We start from the raw sequence: 15,606 nt of genomic DNA on the forward strand, positions 1-15,606 counted from the left end.
TCAGTTTAGAAGGTGAAAGGCCACATGTTGAATACGCTGATCGTTGGTGCCAGCGGTTACGCCGGAGCGGAGCTCACGGCTTACCTGAATCGCCACCCACACATGAACATAACCGCTTTAGCGGTTTCAGCGCAAAGTGCAGATGCAGGAAAGTTGCTTTCCGATCTCCATCCCCAGTTGAAAGGCATCGTCGATCTGCCGCTGCAGCCGTTGACCGACGTCGCCAAGGCGGCGCAGGGCATCGATGTAGTGTTCCTCGCCACCGCCCATGAAGTCAGCCACGATATCGCACCGGCTTTCCTGGCGGCGGGCTGCGTGGTGTTCGATCTGTCCGGCGCCTTCCGCGTGCAGGACGCCGGTTTTTATAGCCAGTACTACGGTTTCGAGCATCAGCATGGCGCTCTGCTGGAGCAGGCGGTGTACGGCCTGGCGGAGTGGCAGAGCGACAAGATTAAACAGGCGCAGCTGATCGCGGTGCCGGGCTGTTACCCGACGGCGGCGCAGCTGGCGCTGAAACCGTTGATCGAAAAACAGCTGCTGAATCTGGATCAGTGGCCGGTGATCAACGCCACCAGCGGCGTTAGCGGCGCCGGGCGCAAGGCCAGCATGACCACCAGCTTCTGCGAAGTGAGCCTGCAGCCGTACGGTATTTTCACTCATCGGCACCAGCCGGAGATCGCCGCACACCTGGGCGTGCCGGTCATCTTTACGCCGCATCTGGGCAATTTCCCGCGCGGCATCCTTGAAACCATCACCTGCCGTCTGAAAGCCGGCGTGACCGCGCAGGACGTCGCGGCCGCCTATCATGCCGCCTATGACGACAAGCCGCTGGTGCGGCTGTACGACCAGGGCGTGCCGGCGCTGAAATCGGTGGTGGGGCTGCCGTTCTGCGACATCGGTTTTGCGGTGCAGGGCGAGCATCTGATCGCCGTGGCGGTGGAAGACAATCTGCTGAAAGGCGCGGCGGCGCAGGCGGTGCAATGCCTGAATATCCGTTTCGGCTTCCCGGAAACCCAATCACTCCTTTAAACCAGCGTGAGTAAACAGCAATGAACCCGTTAATTATCAAGTTAGGTGGCGTGTTATTAGACAGTGAAGAAGCGCTGGAGCGTCTGTTTACCGCGTTGGACAGCTATCGGCAGCAGCACCAGCGCCCGCTGGTGATCGTGCACGGCGGCGGCTGCGTGGTGGACGAACTGATGAAGCAGCTCGCTTTGCCGGTGGTGAAAAAGAACGGCCTGCGGGTCACGCCGGCCGATCAGATCGACATCATCACCGGGGCGCTGGCCGGCACCGCCAACAAAACGCTGCTGGCGTGGGCGATTAAACACCAAATCAACGCCGTCGGCCTGAGCCTGGCGGACGGCGGCAGCGCGGTCGTGACCCCGCTCGATCCGGCATTGGGCCACGTCGGCAACGCGCAGCCCGGTTCGCCCGCGCTGCTCAATACCCTGCTGGGTGCTGGCTACCTGCCGGTTGTCAGCTCCATCGGCATCACCGCCGAAGGGCAGTTAATGAATGTGAACGCCGATCAGGCGGCGACGGCGCTGGCGGCGACGCTGGGGGCGGACCTTATCCTGCTGTCGGACGTCAGCGGCATCCTCGACGGCAAGGGCCAACGCATTGCGGAAATGACGGCGCAAAAAGCGGAACAACTGATCGCGCAAGGCATCATCACCGATGGTATGGTGGTGAAGGTGAATGCGGCGCTCGACGCTGCCCGCACCCTCGGCCGCCCGGTGGATATCGCCAGCTGGCGCCATGCCGATCAGCTTCCTGCTTTGTTTAACGGCGTGTCGATTGGCACCCGGATCCTCGCTTAATTTTAGAATTAGAAAGGAATAGATCATGCAAAACCAAGGCATCAAAAAAATCGTTCTGGCGTACTCCGGCGGCCTGGATACCTCGGCCATCATTCCATGGCTGAAAGAGAACTACGGCGGCTGTGAAGTGGTGGCGTTCGTGGCGGACATCGGCCAGGAGCGCAGCGATCTGGAAGGCGTGGAGCAAAAAGCCCTGCAGTCCGGTGCCTCTGAATGTCACGTGGTCGATCTGCGTGAAGAATTTATCCGCGATTACGTTTATCCGGTGCTGCAGACCGGCGCCCTGTACGAGGGCAGCTACCTGCTGGGCACCTCGATGGCGCGGCCGATCATCGCCAAGGCGCAGGTCGAGCTGGCGTTGAAAGTGGGCGCAGACGCGCTGTGCCACGGCGCGACCGGCAAAGGCAACGATCAGGTGCGTTTCGAAACCACCTACACCGCGCTGGCGCCGCAGCTGAAAGTGGTAGCGCCGTGGCGCGAGTGGAACCTGCGTTCCCGTGAAGCGCTGCTGGATTACCTGAAAGAGCGCAATATCCCGACCACCGCATCGCTGGAGAAAATCTACAGCCGCGATGAGAACGCCTGGCACATCTCCACCGAAGGCGGCGTGTTGGAAAGCCCGTGGAACGCGCCAAACAAGGATTGCTGGGTATGGACCGTCGATCCGCAGGAAGCGCCGGACCAGCCTGAGCAGGTGACCGTTACCGTCGAGAAAGGCCGCGTCGTGGCGGTTAACGGTAAAGCGCTGTCGCCGTACCAGTGCCTGGAAACCCTGAACGCGCTGGGCGCCAAGCACGGCGTCGGCCGTATCGACATCGTGGAAAACCGTCTGGTGGGCATCAAATCCCGCGGCTGCTATGAGACCCCGGGGGGCACCATCATGGTGGCGGCGCTGCGTGCCATCGAGCAGCTGGTGCTGGATCGCGACAGCTTCAAATGGCGCGAGCAGCTGGGCCTGGAGATGTCCTATGTGGTGTACGACGGCCGCTGGTTCGCGCCGCTGCGCCGCTCGCTGCAGGCCTCTGCCGAAGCATTGGCTGAAGAGGTGAACGGTGAAGTGGTGCTGCAGCTGTACAAAGGCCAGGTGACGGCGACCCAGAAAAAATCCGCCAACAGCCTGTACTCCGAAGAGTTCGCCACCTTCGGCGAAGACGAAGTTTACGATCACAGCCACGCGGGCGGCTTTATCCGCCTGTTCTCTCTGTCTTCACGCATCCGCGCGTTGAACGAGAAAAAGAATAAATAACCGATTGGCGTGACTCTGCAAGGGCGCAGCATGCTGCGCCCTTTCGCATAAAAATTCAGGAGTAAAGGTATGGCACTTTGGGGCGGACGGTTCACTCAGGCGGCGGATCAGCGGTTCAAGCAACTCAACGATTCGCTGCGGTTCGATTATCGCCTGGCGGAGCAAGATATCGTGGGCTCGGTGGCCTGGTCGAAGGCGCTGGTGACCGTTAACGTGTTGACGGCAACGGAGCAACAGCAGCTGGAGCAGGCGCTGAATGCCTTGCTGACGGAAGTCCAGGCCGATCCTTTGGCGATCGTCCAAAGCGATGCCGAAGACATCCACAGCTGGGTGGAGCAGAAGCTGATCGAGAAGGTCGGTGATTTGGGCAAGAAGCTGCACACCGGCCGCAGCCGCAACGATCAGGTCGCGACCGATCTGAAGCTGTGGTGCAAACAGCAGATCGGCGATCTGCATCAGGCGATCGTCCAGCTGCAGCAGGCGCTGGTGGAGACCGCCGAAGCCAACCAGGATGCGGTGATGCCGGGGTATACCCATCTGCAACGCGCGCAGCCGGTGACTTTCGCGCACTGGTGCCTGGCCTATGTCGAGATGCTGGCGCGCGATGAAAGCCGCCTGCAGGATACCCTGAAACGGCTGGACGTCAGCCCGCTGGGCAGCGGCGCGCTGGCCGGCACCGCGTATCCTATCGATCGCGAGCAGCTGGCCGGCTGGCTGGGCTTCGCCTCGGCGACCCGCAACAGCCTGGACAGCGTATCCGATCGCGATCACGTGCTGGAGCTGCTGTCCAACGCCGCCATCAGCATGGTGCACCTGTCGCGCTTCGCCGAAGATCTGATCTTCTTCAACAGCGGCGAGGCGGCGTTTGTCGAGCTGTCTGACCGCGTGACCTCCGGCTCTTCGCTGATGCCGCAGAAGAAAAACCCGGACGCGCTGGAGCTGATCCGCGGCAAGTGCGGCCGCGTACAGGGCGCGCTGACCGGCATGATGATGACGCTGAAAGGCCTGCCGCTGGCGTACAACAAAGACATGCAGGAAGACAAAGAAGGGTTGTTCGACGCGCTCGACACCTGGATGGACTGCCTGCAGATGGCGGCGCTGGTGCTGGACGGCATTCAGGTGAAGCGCCCGCGCTGCCGGGAAGCGGCGGAGCAGGGTTATGCGAATGCCACCGAGCTGGCGGACTACCTGGTCGCCAAAGGCGTGCCGTTCCGCGAAGCGCACCATATCGTCGGTGAGGCGGTGGTAGAAGCCATTCGCCAGGGCAAACCGCTGGAAGCGCTGCCGCTGGCGGATTTGCAGCAGTTCAGCGCGACGATCGGCGACGATGTCTATCCGATCCTGGCGTTGCAATCCTGCCTGGACAAACGTGCGGCCAAAGGCGGCGTCGCGCCGCAGCAGGTGGCCGCGGCAATCGCCGCAGTGAAACAGCGTTTGGCTTGACGACGAGGGCGGCCTGGCGCCGCCCTTGAACCTTTACCCCGCCAGGCGTGCGCAGAGATAACGGTTCAGGCTCACGCCTTCTTCCATCGCGCCGATCGCCAGCCGGCGATGCTGTTCCGGCGTCATGCGCAGCACCAGTTTGCCGCTGAAATTTTTCTCCGCCAACGCCTGCGGCGGCGTTTCGCCTTGTGCCAGCATGTCGGCGATCGTTTCGCTCACCACTTTCTCGATACCCTCCAATGCGCCGGTACGCGTGGCGGCCAGCCAGGACAACGAGGGGAATTCGGCGCACAGCCCGACATATTCACGGTCTTGCGCTGACCAGGTGATGCGATAGGTATAGTGTTCATGCTTTTCCATGTTCTTCCTCCATTCTGGCCAGTGCGGCGATGACCTGCTTAACCTGATATGCCTTGGCCGCGCCGTTGTTGCCGCGTTGGATATTGATGCGCGGATCGCCTGGCCAGGGCATGCGATAAACGTGATGGCTGCTACCGTTTATGCGCGGTGGCCCAAACCATCGCACGCAGATTTTCGCTAACTCGGCGAATTTGATGCTGTTCTGCCGCTGTTGCAAATCAGCGATGTCATCCCTGATCTCGTTCATGTTGCCTCCATTTTAGTATTATTATTGATATCACTTCAATATCAAAGCATAAAAAATGAGCGCAGGAGGGCCGTGAGGCAAGAGGAGGGAGGAAAATCTGGAAAGCGCTGCGCAAAAAAACCGGGCCTGAAGGCCCGGTAGGTGTGAACGGAGAAGGAGGCGTTATTCGCCCGGACAGCGCTGACAGCGCTCGATTTCGGCCGTGCCGAGTTTGAGCTTCGCCTGCAGGTCGCGCAGCGCAGTGCGCAAGCCTTCTTCGATCACCGGATGATAGAACGGCATGTCCAGCATCTGATCGACGGTCATCTGCTGTTGGTGCGCCCAGGCTAACAGGTGCGCAATGTGTTCGGCGTCCGGGCCGATCATTTCCGCGCCGAGGAAACGGCCGGTGCCTTGCTCGCCGTAAACGTGCAGAACGCCCTTGTTGCGCAGCATCACCCGCGAGCGGCCCTGATTCTCAAACGAGACCTTGCCCACTTCAAAACATCCGCAGGCGCTGAACTTCTCGCTCAGCTCGCGGAAGGTCGAGCCGACCATGGCGATCTGCGGATCGGAGAACACCACCGAAATCGCGCTGCGGCGCAGACCCGGATTGATCTCCGGGAAGCTGCCGGCATTGGCGCCGGCGATGCGTGCCTGATCGCTGGCCTCATGCAACAGCGGCAGTTGGTTGCTGGCGTCGCCGGCGATAAAGATATGCGGCACGCTGGTTTGCATCGTCAGGCGGTCGGCCAGCGGCACGCCTCGAGCGTCGAGCTGCAGGCCGGTATTTTCGAGGCCCAGCCGATCGACGTTGGGGCGGCGGCCGGTGGCGGCCAGCACGTAGTCCACCAGGATCTCCTGCGACTGGCCCTGCAGATCCTGATAGCGGATAAATACGCGGTCGCCTTCGCGCTGCATCATCTCCACTTTCACGTCGGCGTCGAGGTAGAACTCTTCCCCCAGCGCCTTCGCAGCGTAATCGCGTACGGCGCTGTCGGTCAGCGGCCCGACGGCGCCGCCGATGCCGAAGACTTTGGTGTCGACGCCGAGGCGGTGCAGCGCTTGCCCCAGCTCCAGCCCGATCACGCCAGGGCCGAATACCGCCACGGACTGCGGCAAGTCATCCCAGTTGAACAGATCGTCGTTGACGATCAGGCGATCGCCCAGTTCATTCCACGGCGCCGGCCAACTGGGGCGAGAGCCGGTGGCGATCACGATGCGCTGCGCCACGATGCGCGTATGGTCATCGACCTGCAGCGTGTTGTCGTCGATAAAGCGGGCATAGCCCTGAATTTTGTCGGCGGCCGGGATTTCGTCCACGCCTTCCAGCACGAAGCCGACGAAACGATCGCGTTCGCGTTTGACGCGCGCCATCACCTCGCGTCCGTCGATACGCGTTTTGCCGGTTGGGTGCACGCCAAAGCCCGGCGCACGTTCGATTTGATGCACCGCTTCGGCGGCGGCGATCAGTAATTTGGATGGCATGCAGCCAACGCGCGCACAGGTGGTGCCGTACGGCCCGCCTTCAATCATCACCACGCTGGGGGTAGACAGTTTGGCCGCGCGATAGGCGCCGAGCCCTGCGGTGCCGCCGCCGATGACCGCGACATCAACGTTCAACAGTTTCATATCCGCTCCTGAAAGGTAAAAAAAAGGCGGGCCGTAGCCCGCCAAAGTTCACGTTGGCTTTGTTATTACTTATTAAGCTGACAGGAATGTTTCCAGATCGTCGCTGCCGCCGATGTGACGGCCGCCGATGAAGACCTGCGGCACCGTGGCGCGGCCGCTGACGGCGCGCAGGCTGACGGTGGTGGCGTCTTTGCCCAGCACAATCTCTTCATACTGAATGCCGCGCTCTTGCAGCATCTGCTTGGCTTTGGCGCAGAATGGGCAGCCCGGTTTGGTGAACAGGGAGACCGATTCCTGCACTTTGAATTCCGGCGCCAGGTATTTCAGCATGGTGTCGGCGTCGGACACTTCAAACGGGTCGCCCGGCTTGTTTGGTTCGACGAACATTTTCTCGACCACGCCGTCGCGCACCAGCATCGAGTAGCGCCATGAACGCGGGCCAAAGCCCAGATCCGCTTTCTCGACCAGCATGTTCATGCCTTTGGTGAATTCACCGTTGCCGTCCGGCACGAAGGTGATGTTTTCCGCATGCTGATCGGCTTTCCAGGCGTTCATCACGAAGGTGTCGTTCACCGAGACGCACAGAATGCCGTCGACGCCGTGCTGCTTGAATACGCTGGACAGCTCGTTGTAGCGAGGCAGATGGCTCGAAGAGCAGGTCGGCGTAAACGCGCCCGGCAGCGAGAACACGATAACGGTTTTGTTTTTGAACAGGTCATCAGTGGTCACATCAATCCATTGGTCGCCCTGACGGGTGTGGAAAGTAACCTGAGGAACTTTCTTGCCTTCTTGACTGGTAAACATTGATTAACCCCTTAATTAGGAAAAGTAATTTTTAGCATTTAGCGCGATATCGCTTCGTTGGGACACATTATTGTCGCTGGGGCTTGATAGATCTAATCGCTCATTGCTATCTTATCTATCGCCATGAGCTATCATGGAATGGAGGGAAACAATGAATATTCGTGATTTAGAGTATCTGGTCGCCTTGGCCGAGCACCGGCACTTCCGCCGTGCGGCCGATTCATGCCATGTGAGCCAGCCCACGCTGAGCGGGCAGATCCGCAAGCTGGAAGACGAGTTGGGCGTCATGCTGCTCGAGCGTACCAGCCGCAAGGTGCTGTTCACCCAGGCGGGTCTGTTGCTGGTGGAGCAGGCGCGTACTGTGCTGCGAGAAGTGAAAGTATTGAAGGAGATGGCCAGCCAGCAGGGCGAAGCCATGTCCGGGCCGCTGCACATCGGTCTGATCCCGACCGTGGGGCCTTATCTGCTGCCGCAGATCATCCCGACGCTGCACAAAACTTTCCCGAAACTGGAAATGTACCTGCACGAAGCGCAAACCCACCAACTGCTGGCGCAACTCGACAGCGGCAAGCTGGACTGCGCCATTCTGGCGCTGGTGAAGGAAACCGAGGCGTTTATCGAAGTGCCTCTGTTCGATGAACCGATGAAGCTGGCGGTGTATTCCGATCACCCGTGGGCGCAGCGCGAGCGCGTAGCGATGCCGGATTTGGCGGGAGAGAAGCTGCTGATGCTGGAAGATGGCCACTGCCTGCGCGATCAGGCGATGGGCTTCTGCTTCCAGGCGGGCGCGGACGAGGATACCCACTTCCGCGCCACCAGTCTGGAAACGCTGCGCAATATGGTCGCGGCCGGCAGCGGCATTACCCTGCTGCCGTCACTGGCGGTGCCGCCGCAGCGCGAACGCGACGGCGTTTGCTATCTGGATTGCTACAAGCCGGAACCGAAGCGCACCATCGCGTTGGTGTATCGCCCCGGTTCCCCACTGCGCAGCCGTTATGAGCAGTTGGCCGAGGCGATCCGCGAGCACATGCAGGGCTACATCGACAACGCGTTAAAACAGGCGGTTTAAGCCGTTAAGCGCCGCCACCCGGTAGGCTTCGGCCATGGTCGGATAGTTGAAGGTCGTATTAACGAAATACTCGATAGTATTGCCTTCACCTTTCTGTTCCATGATCGCCTGACCGATGTGGATGATCTCCGCCGCACGTTCGCCGAAGCAGTGGATCCCGAGGATCTGCAGGGTGTCGCGATGGAACAGGATCTTCAGGCTGCCGACGTTCATCCCGGCGATCTGCGCGCGCGCCAGATGTTTGAACTGGGCGCGGCCCACTTCATACGGCACCTTCATCGCCGTCAGTTCCTGCTCGGTTTTGCCGACGGAGCTGATTTCCGGAATGGTGTAGATGCCGGTCGGGATATCTTCGATTAAGTGACCGCTGGCTTCGCCGGAGGCGATCGCCTGCGCGGCGATGCGGCCTTGATCGTAGGCGGCGGAAGCCAGGCTCGGATAGCCGATCACGTCACCGACCGCATAAATGTGCGACAGCGCGGTTTGATACATGCTGTTCACTTTCAGCAGCCCGCGGCTGTCCGACTCCAGGCCGACGTTCTCCAACCCTAACGAATCGGTGTTACCGGTACGGCCGTTGGCGTACAGCAGGCAGTCCGCTTTCACCTTCTTGCCGGACTTCAGGTGCACGATCACGCCGTCTTCGGTGCCTTCGATCTTCTCGAACTCTTCGTTGTGGCGGATCACCACGCCGTTGTTCCAGAAGTGGTAAGAGAGCGAATCCGACATCTCCTGATCGAGGAACGCCAGCAGGCGATCGCGGGTGTTGATCAGATCGACCTTGACGTTCAGGCCGCGGAAGATAGACGCATACTCGCAGCCGATCACCCCGGCGCCGTAAATGATCACGTGGCGCGGTTCGTGGCTCAGCTCGAGAATGGAGTCGCTGTCGTAGATGCGCGGGTGATTGAAATCGACGCTGGCCGGATGGTAAGGACGCGAACCGCAGGCGATCACGATGTGATCGGCGCGGATGGTGTCCTGGGTGCCGTCCATGTAGCTGACGCTGACGGTGTTGGCGTCGATGAAGCGCGCGTCGCCGGCGAACAGTTTGCACTGGTTCCGCTCATAGAACCCTTGGCGCATTCGGGTTTGCTGGCTGATGACGTTATCGGCGTGGCGTAAAATGTCAGGGAAGGTCGCGCTGAGCGTGCGCGAGTTGTTGTAAAGCGGGTTCTGGTTGAATTCGATAATGCGGCTGACGGCGTGGCGGAGGGCTTTGGAGGGGATGGTGCCCCAATGGGTACATCCGCCGCCTACGTTATTGTACCGTTCGATAACGGCCACGCGGGCGCCTTGTTTCACCAGCCCCATGGCGGCACCTTCACCACCAGGGCCCGAGCCAATCACAATGGCATCAAATTGATAGTGCTGTTGCATGTAGGAGAGACCTGTTTTTTATACAAGATTACAACGGTATCTTAACATCATAGCGCTGCTCACCCAATCACCATTAGGCTTTTTGAGTCAAAGCACAATCGGCTCAGGGCGGAAGTGTGATAGAGCGCGTTAGTATAAATGCTGTTGCAATAAAATTTGCTATATTGCCGAGTCTAGGGCGTTAGACTGAGAAAATGGAACCTATCCGGATATGCATATGGGCGTCAGAGCACAACAAAAAGAACGGACTCGTCGTTCCCTGATCGAAGCCGCTTTCAGCCAGCTGAGCGCCGAACGCAGCTTCGCCAGTCTGAGCCTGCGGGAAGTTTCACGCGAGGCGGGCATCGCGCCCACGTCGTTTTATCGCCATTTCCGCGATGTGGACGAGTTGGGGCTGACCATGGTGGACGAAAGCGGCCTGATGCTGCGTCAGTTGATGCGCCAGGCGCGCCAACGCATCGCCAAGGGCGGCAGCGTGATCCGCACCTCGGTGTCCACCTTTATGGAGTTTATCGGTAACAACCCGAACGCCTTCCGCCTGCTGCTGCGCGAGCGCTCCGGCACGTCGGCGGCATTCCGTGCGGCGGTGGCGCGCGAGATCCAGCATTTCATCGCCGAACTGGCGGACTACCTCGAGTTGGAAAATCACATGCCGCGCAGCTTTACCGAAGCGCAGGCCGAAGCGATGGTCACCATCGTGTTCAGCGCCGGCGCGGAAGCGCTGGATATCGACGTCGAGCAGCGGCAGCAGCTGGAAGAACGGCTGGTGCTGCAACTGCGGATGATCTCCAAAGGGGCGTATTACTGGTATCGTCGCGAACAAGAAAAAGCTTCTGTGTCCCACGTATAAAAAAGGTAAAAAATGATGGAAAAACCAGGCCGTGAAAATGGCACCTTACTGCTGGCGTTGATTGCCGGCCTTTCGATCAACGGTTCCTTTGCCGCGCTGTTCAGCTCGGTGGTGCCGTTTTCGATCTTCCCGCTGATCGCGTTGGTGCTGGCGGTGTACTGCCTGCATCAGCGTTACCTGAACCGCGCCATGCCGGACGGCATGCCGAAGCTGGCGGCGGCCTGTTTCCTGCTGGGGCTGCTGCTGTACAGCGCCATCGTGCGCGCCGAGTATCCGCAGATCGGCTCCAACTTCCTGCCGTCGGTGATCTGCGTGGCGCTGGTGCTGTGGATCGGCATGAAACTGAAGGCGCGCAAGGCGCCGGATGCGCCGACTCAAGAATCGTAATGAAACGGGGCGCCATCATGGCGCCCCTGTCATATCAGCGGTGCTTTTCCAGCAACACGCCGCATTCCATGTGATGGGTATAAGGGAACTGATCGAACAGCGCCAGACGGCTGACCCGGTGGGTGGCCTGCAGCGTTTCCAGGTTGGCGCACAACGTTTCCGGATTGCATGAAATATACAGAATGCGCGGGTAAGCCTGCACCATCTTCACCGTTTCATCGTCCAACCCGCTGCGCGGCGGATCGACGAAAATCGTCTCGCAGTTGTAGCCGCTCAGATCGATGCCTTTCAACCGGTTGAATTCGCGTACTCCATTCATCGCCTGAGTGAAGTCTTCCGCCGCCATGCGGATGATCTGCACGTTGTCGATATGGTTGGCGGCGATGTTGTACTGCGCCGCCGCCACCGACGGTTTGGCGATCTCGGTCGCCAGCACGCGCTCGAAATTGCGCGCCAGCGCCAGCGAGAAGTTGCCATTGCCGCAGTACAGCTCCAGCAAATCGCCTTTGGAACCGGCGGTGACCGCCAACGCCCACTCCAGCATCTGCACGTTCATGGCCGCGTTGGGCTGAGTGAAGCTGTTTTCCACCTGGCGATAAATCATGTCGCGGCCGGCGACCGGCAGCACTTCGTCAACATAATCCTGGTCGAGCATGATCTTGGTCTTCGACGCTCGGCCGATCAGCTGCAGGTCGAAACCCTGCGCGCGCAGCTCGTCGCGCAACTGCTCGGCGCGCTGTTGCCAAACGTCATCCAGCTTGCGGTGATACAGCAGCGAAGCGATGATTTTGCCGCTTCGCGTCGACAGATAATCTATCTGGAACAGCTTGTGGCGCAGGATCGGCTCCGGTTTCAGCGCGGCGATCAGGGCGGTCATCAGGCGGTTGATCAGCTCGCTGGCCGCCGGGAACTGATCGACGCGAATACGCTGCTTGGTCTGCTGATCGAACATGATGTGATACATGTCGTCTGCGTCGTGCCAGATGCGGAATTCGGCGCGCATGCGGTAGTGGTCGACTGGCGAGCGGAACACTTCCGGCTCGGGCGCCGCGAACGGTGACATCAACGTCTTCAGGCGGGCGACTTTCTCCGCCAGTTGGTCATCGTAACGTTCAATAGGCAAATTCTCGGGCGTCATGTGTTTCTTCTCGTCAGGCAAATTTGATCAGCGGGGATTGTAGGGAATCAGCCCGTGAAGTCCAGTTTTGTCGCGTTTATTATTTGTAACATTAATGGCAGTCTAGACATCTATTTGCATTGATCGTAGCATTGCCGTCCGGCCTCAAGCAGCGAGTGAAAAGGGAATCCGGTGTGAATCCGGAGCTGACGCGCAGCGGTAAGGGGAAGTCACGGCGATAGCGTTTCGACGCAGACACTGTCCACTGCAGGATGGGAAGTCATCGCCCGTTGCCGGTCGCGCCTTGCGGCCCGCAAATCCCAAGCCCGAAGACCTGCCGGTGTTACGTCGCAATGTCCGTGGCCGTCGCGAACTACCGGCCATGATCCTGCGGCATCCGCCAATTAAGTTTGGATGCTTTTCTCATGACAATTACAAAAAATACGCTGCTGGCGGTGGTCTCTTCCGTCACGGCTTTTTCTGGATGGGCGCAAGACAACACCACAGCCACGAATGGCGATAACCTGGTGGTTACCGCCAACCGTTTCCCGCAGCCGGTTTCTTCCGTGCTGGCGCCGACCACCATCGTCACCCGCAACGATATCGATCGCTGGCAGGCCAAGAGCCTGACCGACGTGATGCGCCGTTTGCCGGGCGTGGACGTTGGCCAAAACGGCGGGTTGGGGCAAAAGAGCTCGCTGTTTATTCGCGGCGCCAACTCCAGCCACGTGCTGGTGCTAATTGACGGCATTCGCCTTAATCAGGCGGGCGTCAGCGGCTCTTCTGACCTTAGCCAAATCCCGATTTCGTTGGTGCAGAAAGTCGAATACATCCGCGGCCCGCGCTCGGCGGTGTACGGCTCCGATGCCATCGGCGGCGTGGTCAACATTATTACCACGCGTGAAAAGAACGGTACTACGCTCTCAGCCGGCGTCGGCTCCAACGGCTATCAATCCTATGACGCGTCGACTCAACAGCAGTTGGGCGACAGCACCGTGGCGACGGTGGCGGGTGACTACACCTACACCAAAGGGTATGACGTGGTGGCCTACGGCAGCACCGGCATGCAAAGCCAACAGGATCGCGATGGCTTTATGAGTAAGTCGCTGTATGGTGCGCTTGAGCACCAGTTCAGCGAATCGGTCAGCGGTTTTGTGCGCGGGTATGGTTACGACAACCGCACGGCGTATGATAGTTATTATTCCTCACCGACCAGCCCTCTGCTGGATACGCGCAAACTGTATAGCCAAACCTGGGATACCGGATTGCGCTATAAAGAAGGCATTTACGCAACACAAGTGATTGGCAGCTACAGCCATAGCAAGGATTACGATTACGATCCTCGCCTCGGCATGCATGACAGCTCGGCCAGCCTGGTGGATTCCGAACAGTACAACCTGCAGTGGGGCAATACGCTGCAGGTTGGACAGGGTACCGTAAGCTCTGGCGTCGACTGGCAGCAACAGAAAATCAAACCGGATTCCACCACCGTGAAGGGTGAAAAAAGCCAACGTGATGCAGGCATCTATCTGACTGCGCAGCAACTGGTTGGCCCGGTAACGTTGGAAGGTGCGGTTCGAGGTGACGATCATTCCGAGTTTGGCTGGCATGGCACCTGGCAAACCAGCGCGGCCTGGGAATTCGTCGAGGGATACCGTTTTATCGCATCGTATGGCACGGCGTTCAAAGCACCGAATATGAGCCAGCTATACGGCAACTTCGGTAACAACACCGATCTGAAACCGGAAGAAAGCAAGCAGTGGGAAGGTGGCTTTGAAGGGCTGACCGGCCCGGTGACCTGGCGCATCTCCGGTTATCGCAACGACATCGACAATTTGATCGATTCCACGGGGGAAACCAACTACGTCTATTACAACGTGGGTAAGGCGACCATCAAAGGGATTGAAGCTACGGCCTCGTTTGATACCGGCCCGTTGACGCATCAGATTGGTTATGACTATGTCGATCCTCGCAACGCCAAGACCAATGAAGTGCTGCTGCGGCGCGCCAAGCAGCAGGTGAAATATGAGCTGGACTGGCAGCTGTATGACTTTGACTGGGCGGTGACTTATCAATATCTGGGTCAACGTTATGACAAGGATTACAGTACCTATCCGGAACAAAGCGTTAAACTTGGCGGCGTGAGTCTGTGGGATCTCGCAGTTTCGTATCCGGTCACATCTCATCTGACAGTTCGTGGTAGAATTGCCAACCTGTTTGATAAAGATTATGAGACGGCCTATGGCTACGCTACTCCAGGAAGAGAATACTACCTCACTGGAAGCTATACCTTCTAACAGCACCGCCACACCTCGCCCGACGGTGCTGGTTTTCGATTCCGGCGTCGGCGGGCTGTCGGTGTATCAGGAGATTCGGCAGTTGCTGCCGGATCTCCACTATATATACGCGTTCGACAACGTGGCGTTTCCCTACGGCGAGAAGTCAGAAGAGTTTATCGTTGAGCGCGTGCTGGAGATTGTCGGCGCGGTGCAGCAGCGTCATCCTCTGGCGATTGTCGTCATTGCCTGCAACACCGCCAGCACCGTTTCCTTGCCGGCCCTGCGCGAGCGTTTCAGTTTCCCTGTCGTGGGCGTGGTGCCCGCCATCAAACCGGCGGCCCGTCTTACCGTCAACGGCATTGTCGGCCTGTTGGCGACCCGCGGCACCGTACAGCGCAGCTACACCCATGAGCTGATTTCCCGTTTCGCCACCGACTGCAAGATTGAACTGCTGGGCTCTTCAGAACTGGTGGAGCTGGCGGAAGCCAAGCTGCATGGCGAAGCCGTGCCGCTACCGGTGCTGAAGAAGATCCTGCATCCGTGGCTGAGCATGCGCGAGCCGCCGGATACGGTCGTTCTGGGCTGCACCCATTTCCCTCTTTTAGCTGAAGAGCTGATGCAGGTGTTGCCGGAAGGCACCCGATTGGTGGATTCCGGCGCGGCGATTGCCCGTCGCACCGCCTGGCTCATCTCTACGCAGGAAAACCTGGTCTCGAGCCAGGAAGAGAATCTGGCGTATTGCATGGCGTTAAATGAAGATACTGACGCTTTATTGCCCGTTTTGCAGGGCTATGGCTTTAAATCGTTGAAAAAACTGCCGCTTTAACGGTGTTTTGGTTAAACATTCAACGGTCGGAAAAAATATTGAAAATAGGGGTTGCGGCCTGCCGAGAACTCCCTATAATGCGCCTCCACTGACCGGGAACAACGACTGACAAGCCGCCGGGTCAGCGAGAAGAAAGCGAAATAAACGCTTGACTCTCCGGGTGA

At 59.2% G+C, this 15,606-nt stretch carries 15 protein-coding genes and 1 riboswitch; of the genes, 9 read left to right on the forward strand and 6 right to left on the reverse strand.

What is annotated here, in order from left to right; genetic code table 11:
• Positions 1 to 24: 24 nt before the first annotated feature.
• The 4 genes from argC to argH all read left to right on the forward strand — a co-directional run bounded on the left by argC (position 25) and on the right by argH (position 4,512).
• Positions 25 to 1,029, forward strand: coding sequence for an N-acetyl-gamma-glutamyl-phosphate reductase (gene argC, locus ACJ8IP_RS23550; RefSeq protein ID WP_047025846.1), 1,005 nt, complete (start codon positions 25 to 27; stop codon positions 1,027 to 1,029).
• A gap of 20 nt (positions 1,030 to 1,049) precedes the next feature.
• A complete protein-coding gene (gene argB / locus ACJ8IP_RS23555) occupies positions 1,050 to 1,823 on the forward strand; it encodes an acetylglutamate kinase (RefSeq protein ID WP_033645219.1) in 774 nt (257 codons plus the stop codon).
• A 25-nt stretch (positions 1,824 to 1,848) separates the two neighbouring features.
• Complete coding sequence (locus ACJ8IP_RS23560; RefSeq protein WP_004931061.1) at positions 1,849 to 3,069, forward strand: argininosuccinate synthase; 1,221 nt, start codon at positions 1,849 to 1,851, stop codon at positions 3,067 to 3,069.
• Between the two features lie 69 nt (positions 3,070 to 3,138).
• A complete protein-coding gene (gene argH, locus ACJ8IP_RS23565) occupies positions 3,139 to 4,512 on the forward strand; it encodes an argininosuccinate lyase (RefSeq protein ID WP_089192414.1) in 1,374 nt (457 codons plus the stop codon).
• 33 nt (positions 4,513 to 4,545) lie between these two features.
• Here the strand turns inward: argH and ACJ8IP_RS23570 are convergent, their stop codons facing one another.
• The 4 genes from ACJ8IP_RS23570 to ACJ8IP_RS23585 form a co-directional block, all read right to left on the reverse strand.
• A complete protein-coding gene (locus ACJ8IP_RS23570) occupies positions 4,546 to 4,872 on the reverse strand; it encodes a type II toxin-antitoxin system HicB family antitoxin (RefSeq protein ID WP_033652204.1) in 327 nt (108 codons plus the stop codon).
• Entirely contained in the window at positions 4,859 to 5,119 is a 261-nt protein-coding gene (locus ACJ8IP_RS23575) for a toxin HicA (RefSeq protein WP_033652203.1), read from the reverse strand. The genes ACJ8IP_RS23570 and ACJ8IP_RS23575 overlap by 14 nt, the downstream gene beginning before the upstream one ends.
• A 162-nt stretch (positions 5,120 to 5,281) precedes the next feature.
• On the reverse strand, positions 5,282 to 6,730 hold the full coding sequence (locus ACJ8IP_RS23580; RefSeq protein ID WP_033645220.1) for a dihydrolipoyl dehydrogenase: 1,449 nt from the start codon (positions 6,728 to 6,730) through the stop codon (positions 5,282 to 5,284).
• Positions 6,731 to 6,802: 72 nt separating this feature from the next.
• Positions 6,803 to 7,534, reverse strand: coding sequence for a glutathione peroxidase (locus tag ACJ8IP_RS23585; protein ID WP_019452251.1), 732 nt, complete (start codon positions 7,532 to 7,534; stop codon positions 6,803 to 6,805).
• Between the two features lie 151 nt (positions 7,535 to 7,685).
• Between ACJ8IP_RS23585 and oxyR the strand changes: the two genes are divergently transcribed.
• Positions 7,686 to 8,603, forward strand: coding sequence for a DNA-binding transcriptional regulator OxyR (gene oxyR / locus ACJ8IP_RS23590; RefSeq protein ID WP_025304651.1), 918 nt, complete (start codon positions 7,686 to 7,688; stop codon positions 8,601 to 8,603).
• Here oxyR and sthA read toward each other — a convergent pair.
• Positions 8,586 to 9,983, reverse strand: coding sequence for a Si-specific NAD(P)(+) transhydrogenase (gene sthA, locus ACJ8IP_RS23595; protein ID WP_004931047.1), 1,398 nt, complete (start codon positions 9,981 to 9,983; stop codon positions 8,586 to 8,588). The two genes, oxyR and sthA, sit on opposite strands and share 18 nt — an antisense overlap.
• A 217-nt stretch (positions 9,984 to 10,200) precedes the next feature.
• On the opposite strand from sthA, the gene fabR reads away from it, so the two are divergent.
• Positions 10,201 to 10,833, forward strand: a complete 633-nt coding sequence (gene fabR / locus ACJ8IP_RS23600; protein ID WP_004931044.1) for an HTH-type transcriptional repressor FabR — start codon at positions 10,201 to 10,203, stop codon at positions 10,831 to 10,833.
• A gap of 15 nt (positions 10,834 to 10,848) precedes the next feature.
• Positions 10,849 to 11,220: a YijD family membrane protein gene (locus ACJ8IP_RS23605; RefSeq protein ID WP_025304650.1), complete on the forward strand. Its 372-nt coding sequence runs from the start codon at positions 10,849 to 10,851 to the stop codon at positions 11,218 to 11,220.
• A 34-nt stretch (positions 11,221 to 11,254) separates the two neighbouring features.
• Here the strand turns inward: ACJ8IP_RS23605 and trmA are convergent, their stop codons facing one another.
• Positions 11,255 to 12,358 (reverse strand): tRNA (uridine(54)-C5)-methyltransferase TrmA, encoded by a 1,104-nt coding sequence (gene trmA / locus ACJ8IP_RS23610; RefSeq protein WP_033645222.1) that lies wholly within the window; start codon positions 12,356 to 12,358, stop codon positions 11,255 to 11,257.
• Positions 12,359 to 12,480: 122 nt separating this feature from the next.
• Positions 12,481 to 12,693, forward strand: a riboswitch (cobalamin riboswitch).
• 69 nt (positions 12,694 to 12,762) lie between these two features.
• Between trmA and btuB the strand changes: the two genes are divergently transcribed.
• Together btuB and murI are read left to right on the forward strand one after the other, a co-directional pair.
• Positions 12,763 to 14,634: a TonB-dependent vitamin B12 receptor BtuB gene (btuB, locus tag ACJ8IP_RS23615; protein WP_164107461.1), complete on the forward strand. Its 1,872-nt coding sequence runs from the start codon at positions 12,763 to 12,765 to the stop codon at positions 14,632 to 14,634.
• Positions 14,579 to 15,442, forward strand: coding sequence for a glutamate racemase (murI, locus tag ACJ8IP_RS23620; RefSeq protein ID WP_025921004.1), 864 nt, complete (start codon positions 14,579 to 14,581; stop codon positions 15,440 to 15,442). The genes btuB and murI overlap by 56 nt, the downstream gene beginning before the upstream one ends.
• Positions 15,443 to 15,606: the final 164 nt, after the last annotated feature.

The organism is Serratia sp. CY52157 (genome assembly GCF_052168495.1).
Lineage (GTDB): Bacteria > Pseudomonadota > Gammaproteobacteria > Enterobacterales > Enterobacteriaceae > Serratia > Serratia ureilytica.

Coding starts and splice junctions, on each gene's coding strand:
- argC (WP_047025846.1), top strand. CDS start 25: ATGTTGAATACGCTGATCGTTGGTGCCAGCGGTTACGCCGGAGCGGAG.
- argB (WP_033645219.1), top strand. CDS start 1,050: ATGAACCCGTTAATTATCAAGTTAGGTGGCGTGTTATTAGACAGTGAA.
- ACJ8IP_RS23560 (WP_004931061.1), top strand. CDS start 1,849: ATGCAAAACCAAGGCATCAAAAAAATCGTTCTGGCGTACTCCGGCGGC.
- argH (WP_089192414.1), top strand. CDS start 3,139: ATGGCACTTTGGGGCGGACGGTTCACTCAGGCGGCGGATCAGCGGTTC.
- ACJ8IP_RS23570 (WP_033652204.1), bottom strand. CDS start 4,872: ATGGAAAAGCATGAACACTATACCTATCGCATCACCTGGTCAGCGCAA.
- ACJ8IP_RS23575 (WP_033652203.1), bottom strand. CDS start 5,119: ATGAACGAGATCAGGGATGACATCGCTGATTTGCAACAGCGGCAGAAC.
- ACJ8IP_RS23580 (WP_033645220.1), bottom strand. CDS start 6,730: ATGAAACTGTTGAACGTTGATGTCGCGGTCATCGGCGGCGGCACCGCA.
- ACJ8IP_RS23585 (WP_019452251.1), bottom strand. CDS start 7,534: ATGTTTACCAGTCAAGAAGGCAAGAAAGTTCCTCAGGTTACTTTCCAC.
- oxyR (WP_025304651.1), top strand. CDS start 7,686: ATGAATATTCGTGATTTAGAGTATCTGGTCGCCTTGGCCGAGCACCGG.
- sthA (WP_004931047.1), bottom strand. CDS start 9,983: ATGCAACAGCACTATCAATTTGATGCCATTGTGATTGGCTCGGGCCCT.
- fabR (WP_004931044.1), top strand. CDS start 10,201: ATGGGCGTCAGAGCACAACAAAAAGAACGGACTCGTCGTTCCCTGATC.
- ACJ8IP_RS23605 (WP_025304650.1), top strand. CDS start 10,849: ATGGAAAAACCAGGCCGTGAAAATGGCACCTTACTGCTGGCGTTGATT.
- trmA (WP_033645222.1), bottom strand. CDS start 12,358: ATGACGCCCGAGAATTTGCCTATTGAACGTTACGATGACCAACTGGCG.
- btuB (WP_164107461.1), top strand. CDS start 12,763: ATGACAATTACAAAAAATACGCTGCTGGCGGTGGTCTCTTCCGTCACG.
- murI (WP_025921004.1), top strand. CDS start 14,579: ATGGCTACGCTACTCCAGGAAGAGAATACTACCTCACTGGAAGCTATA.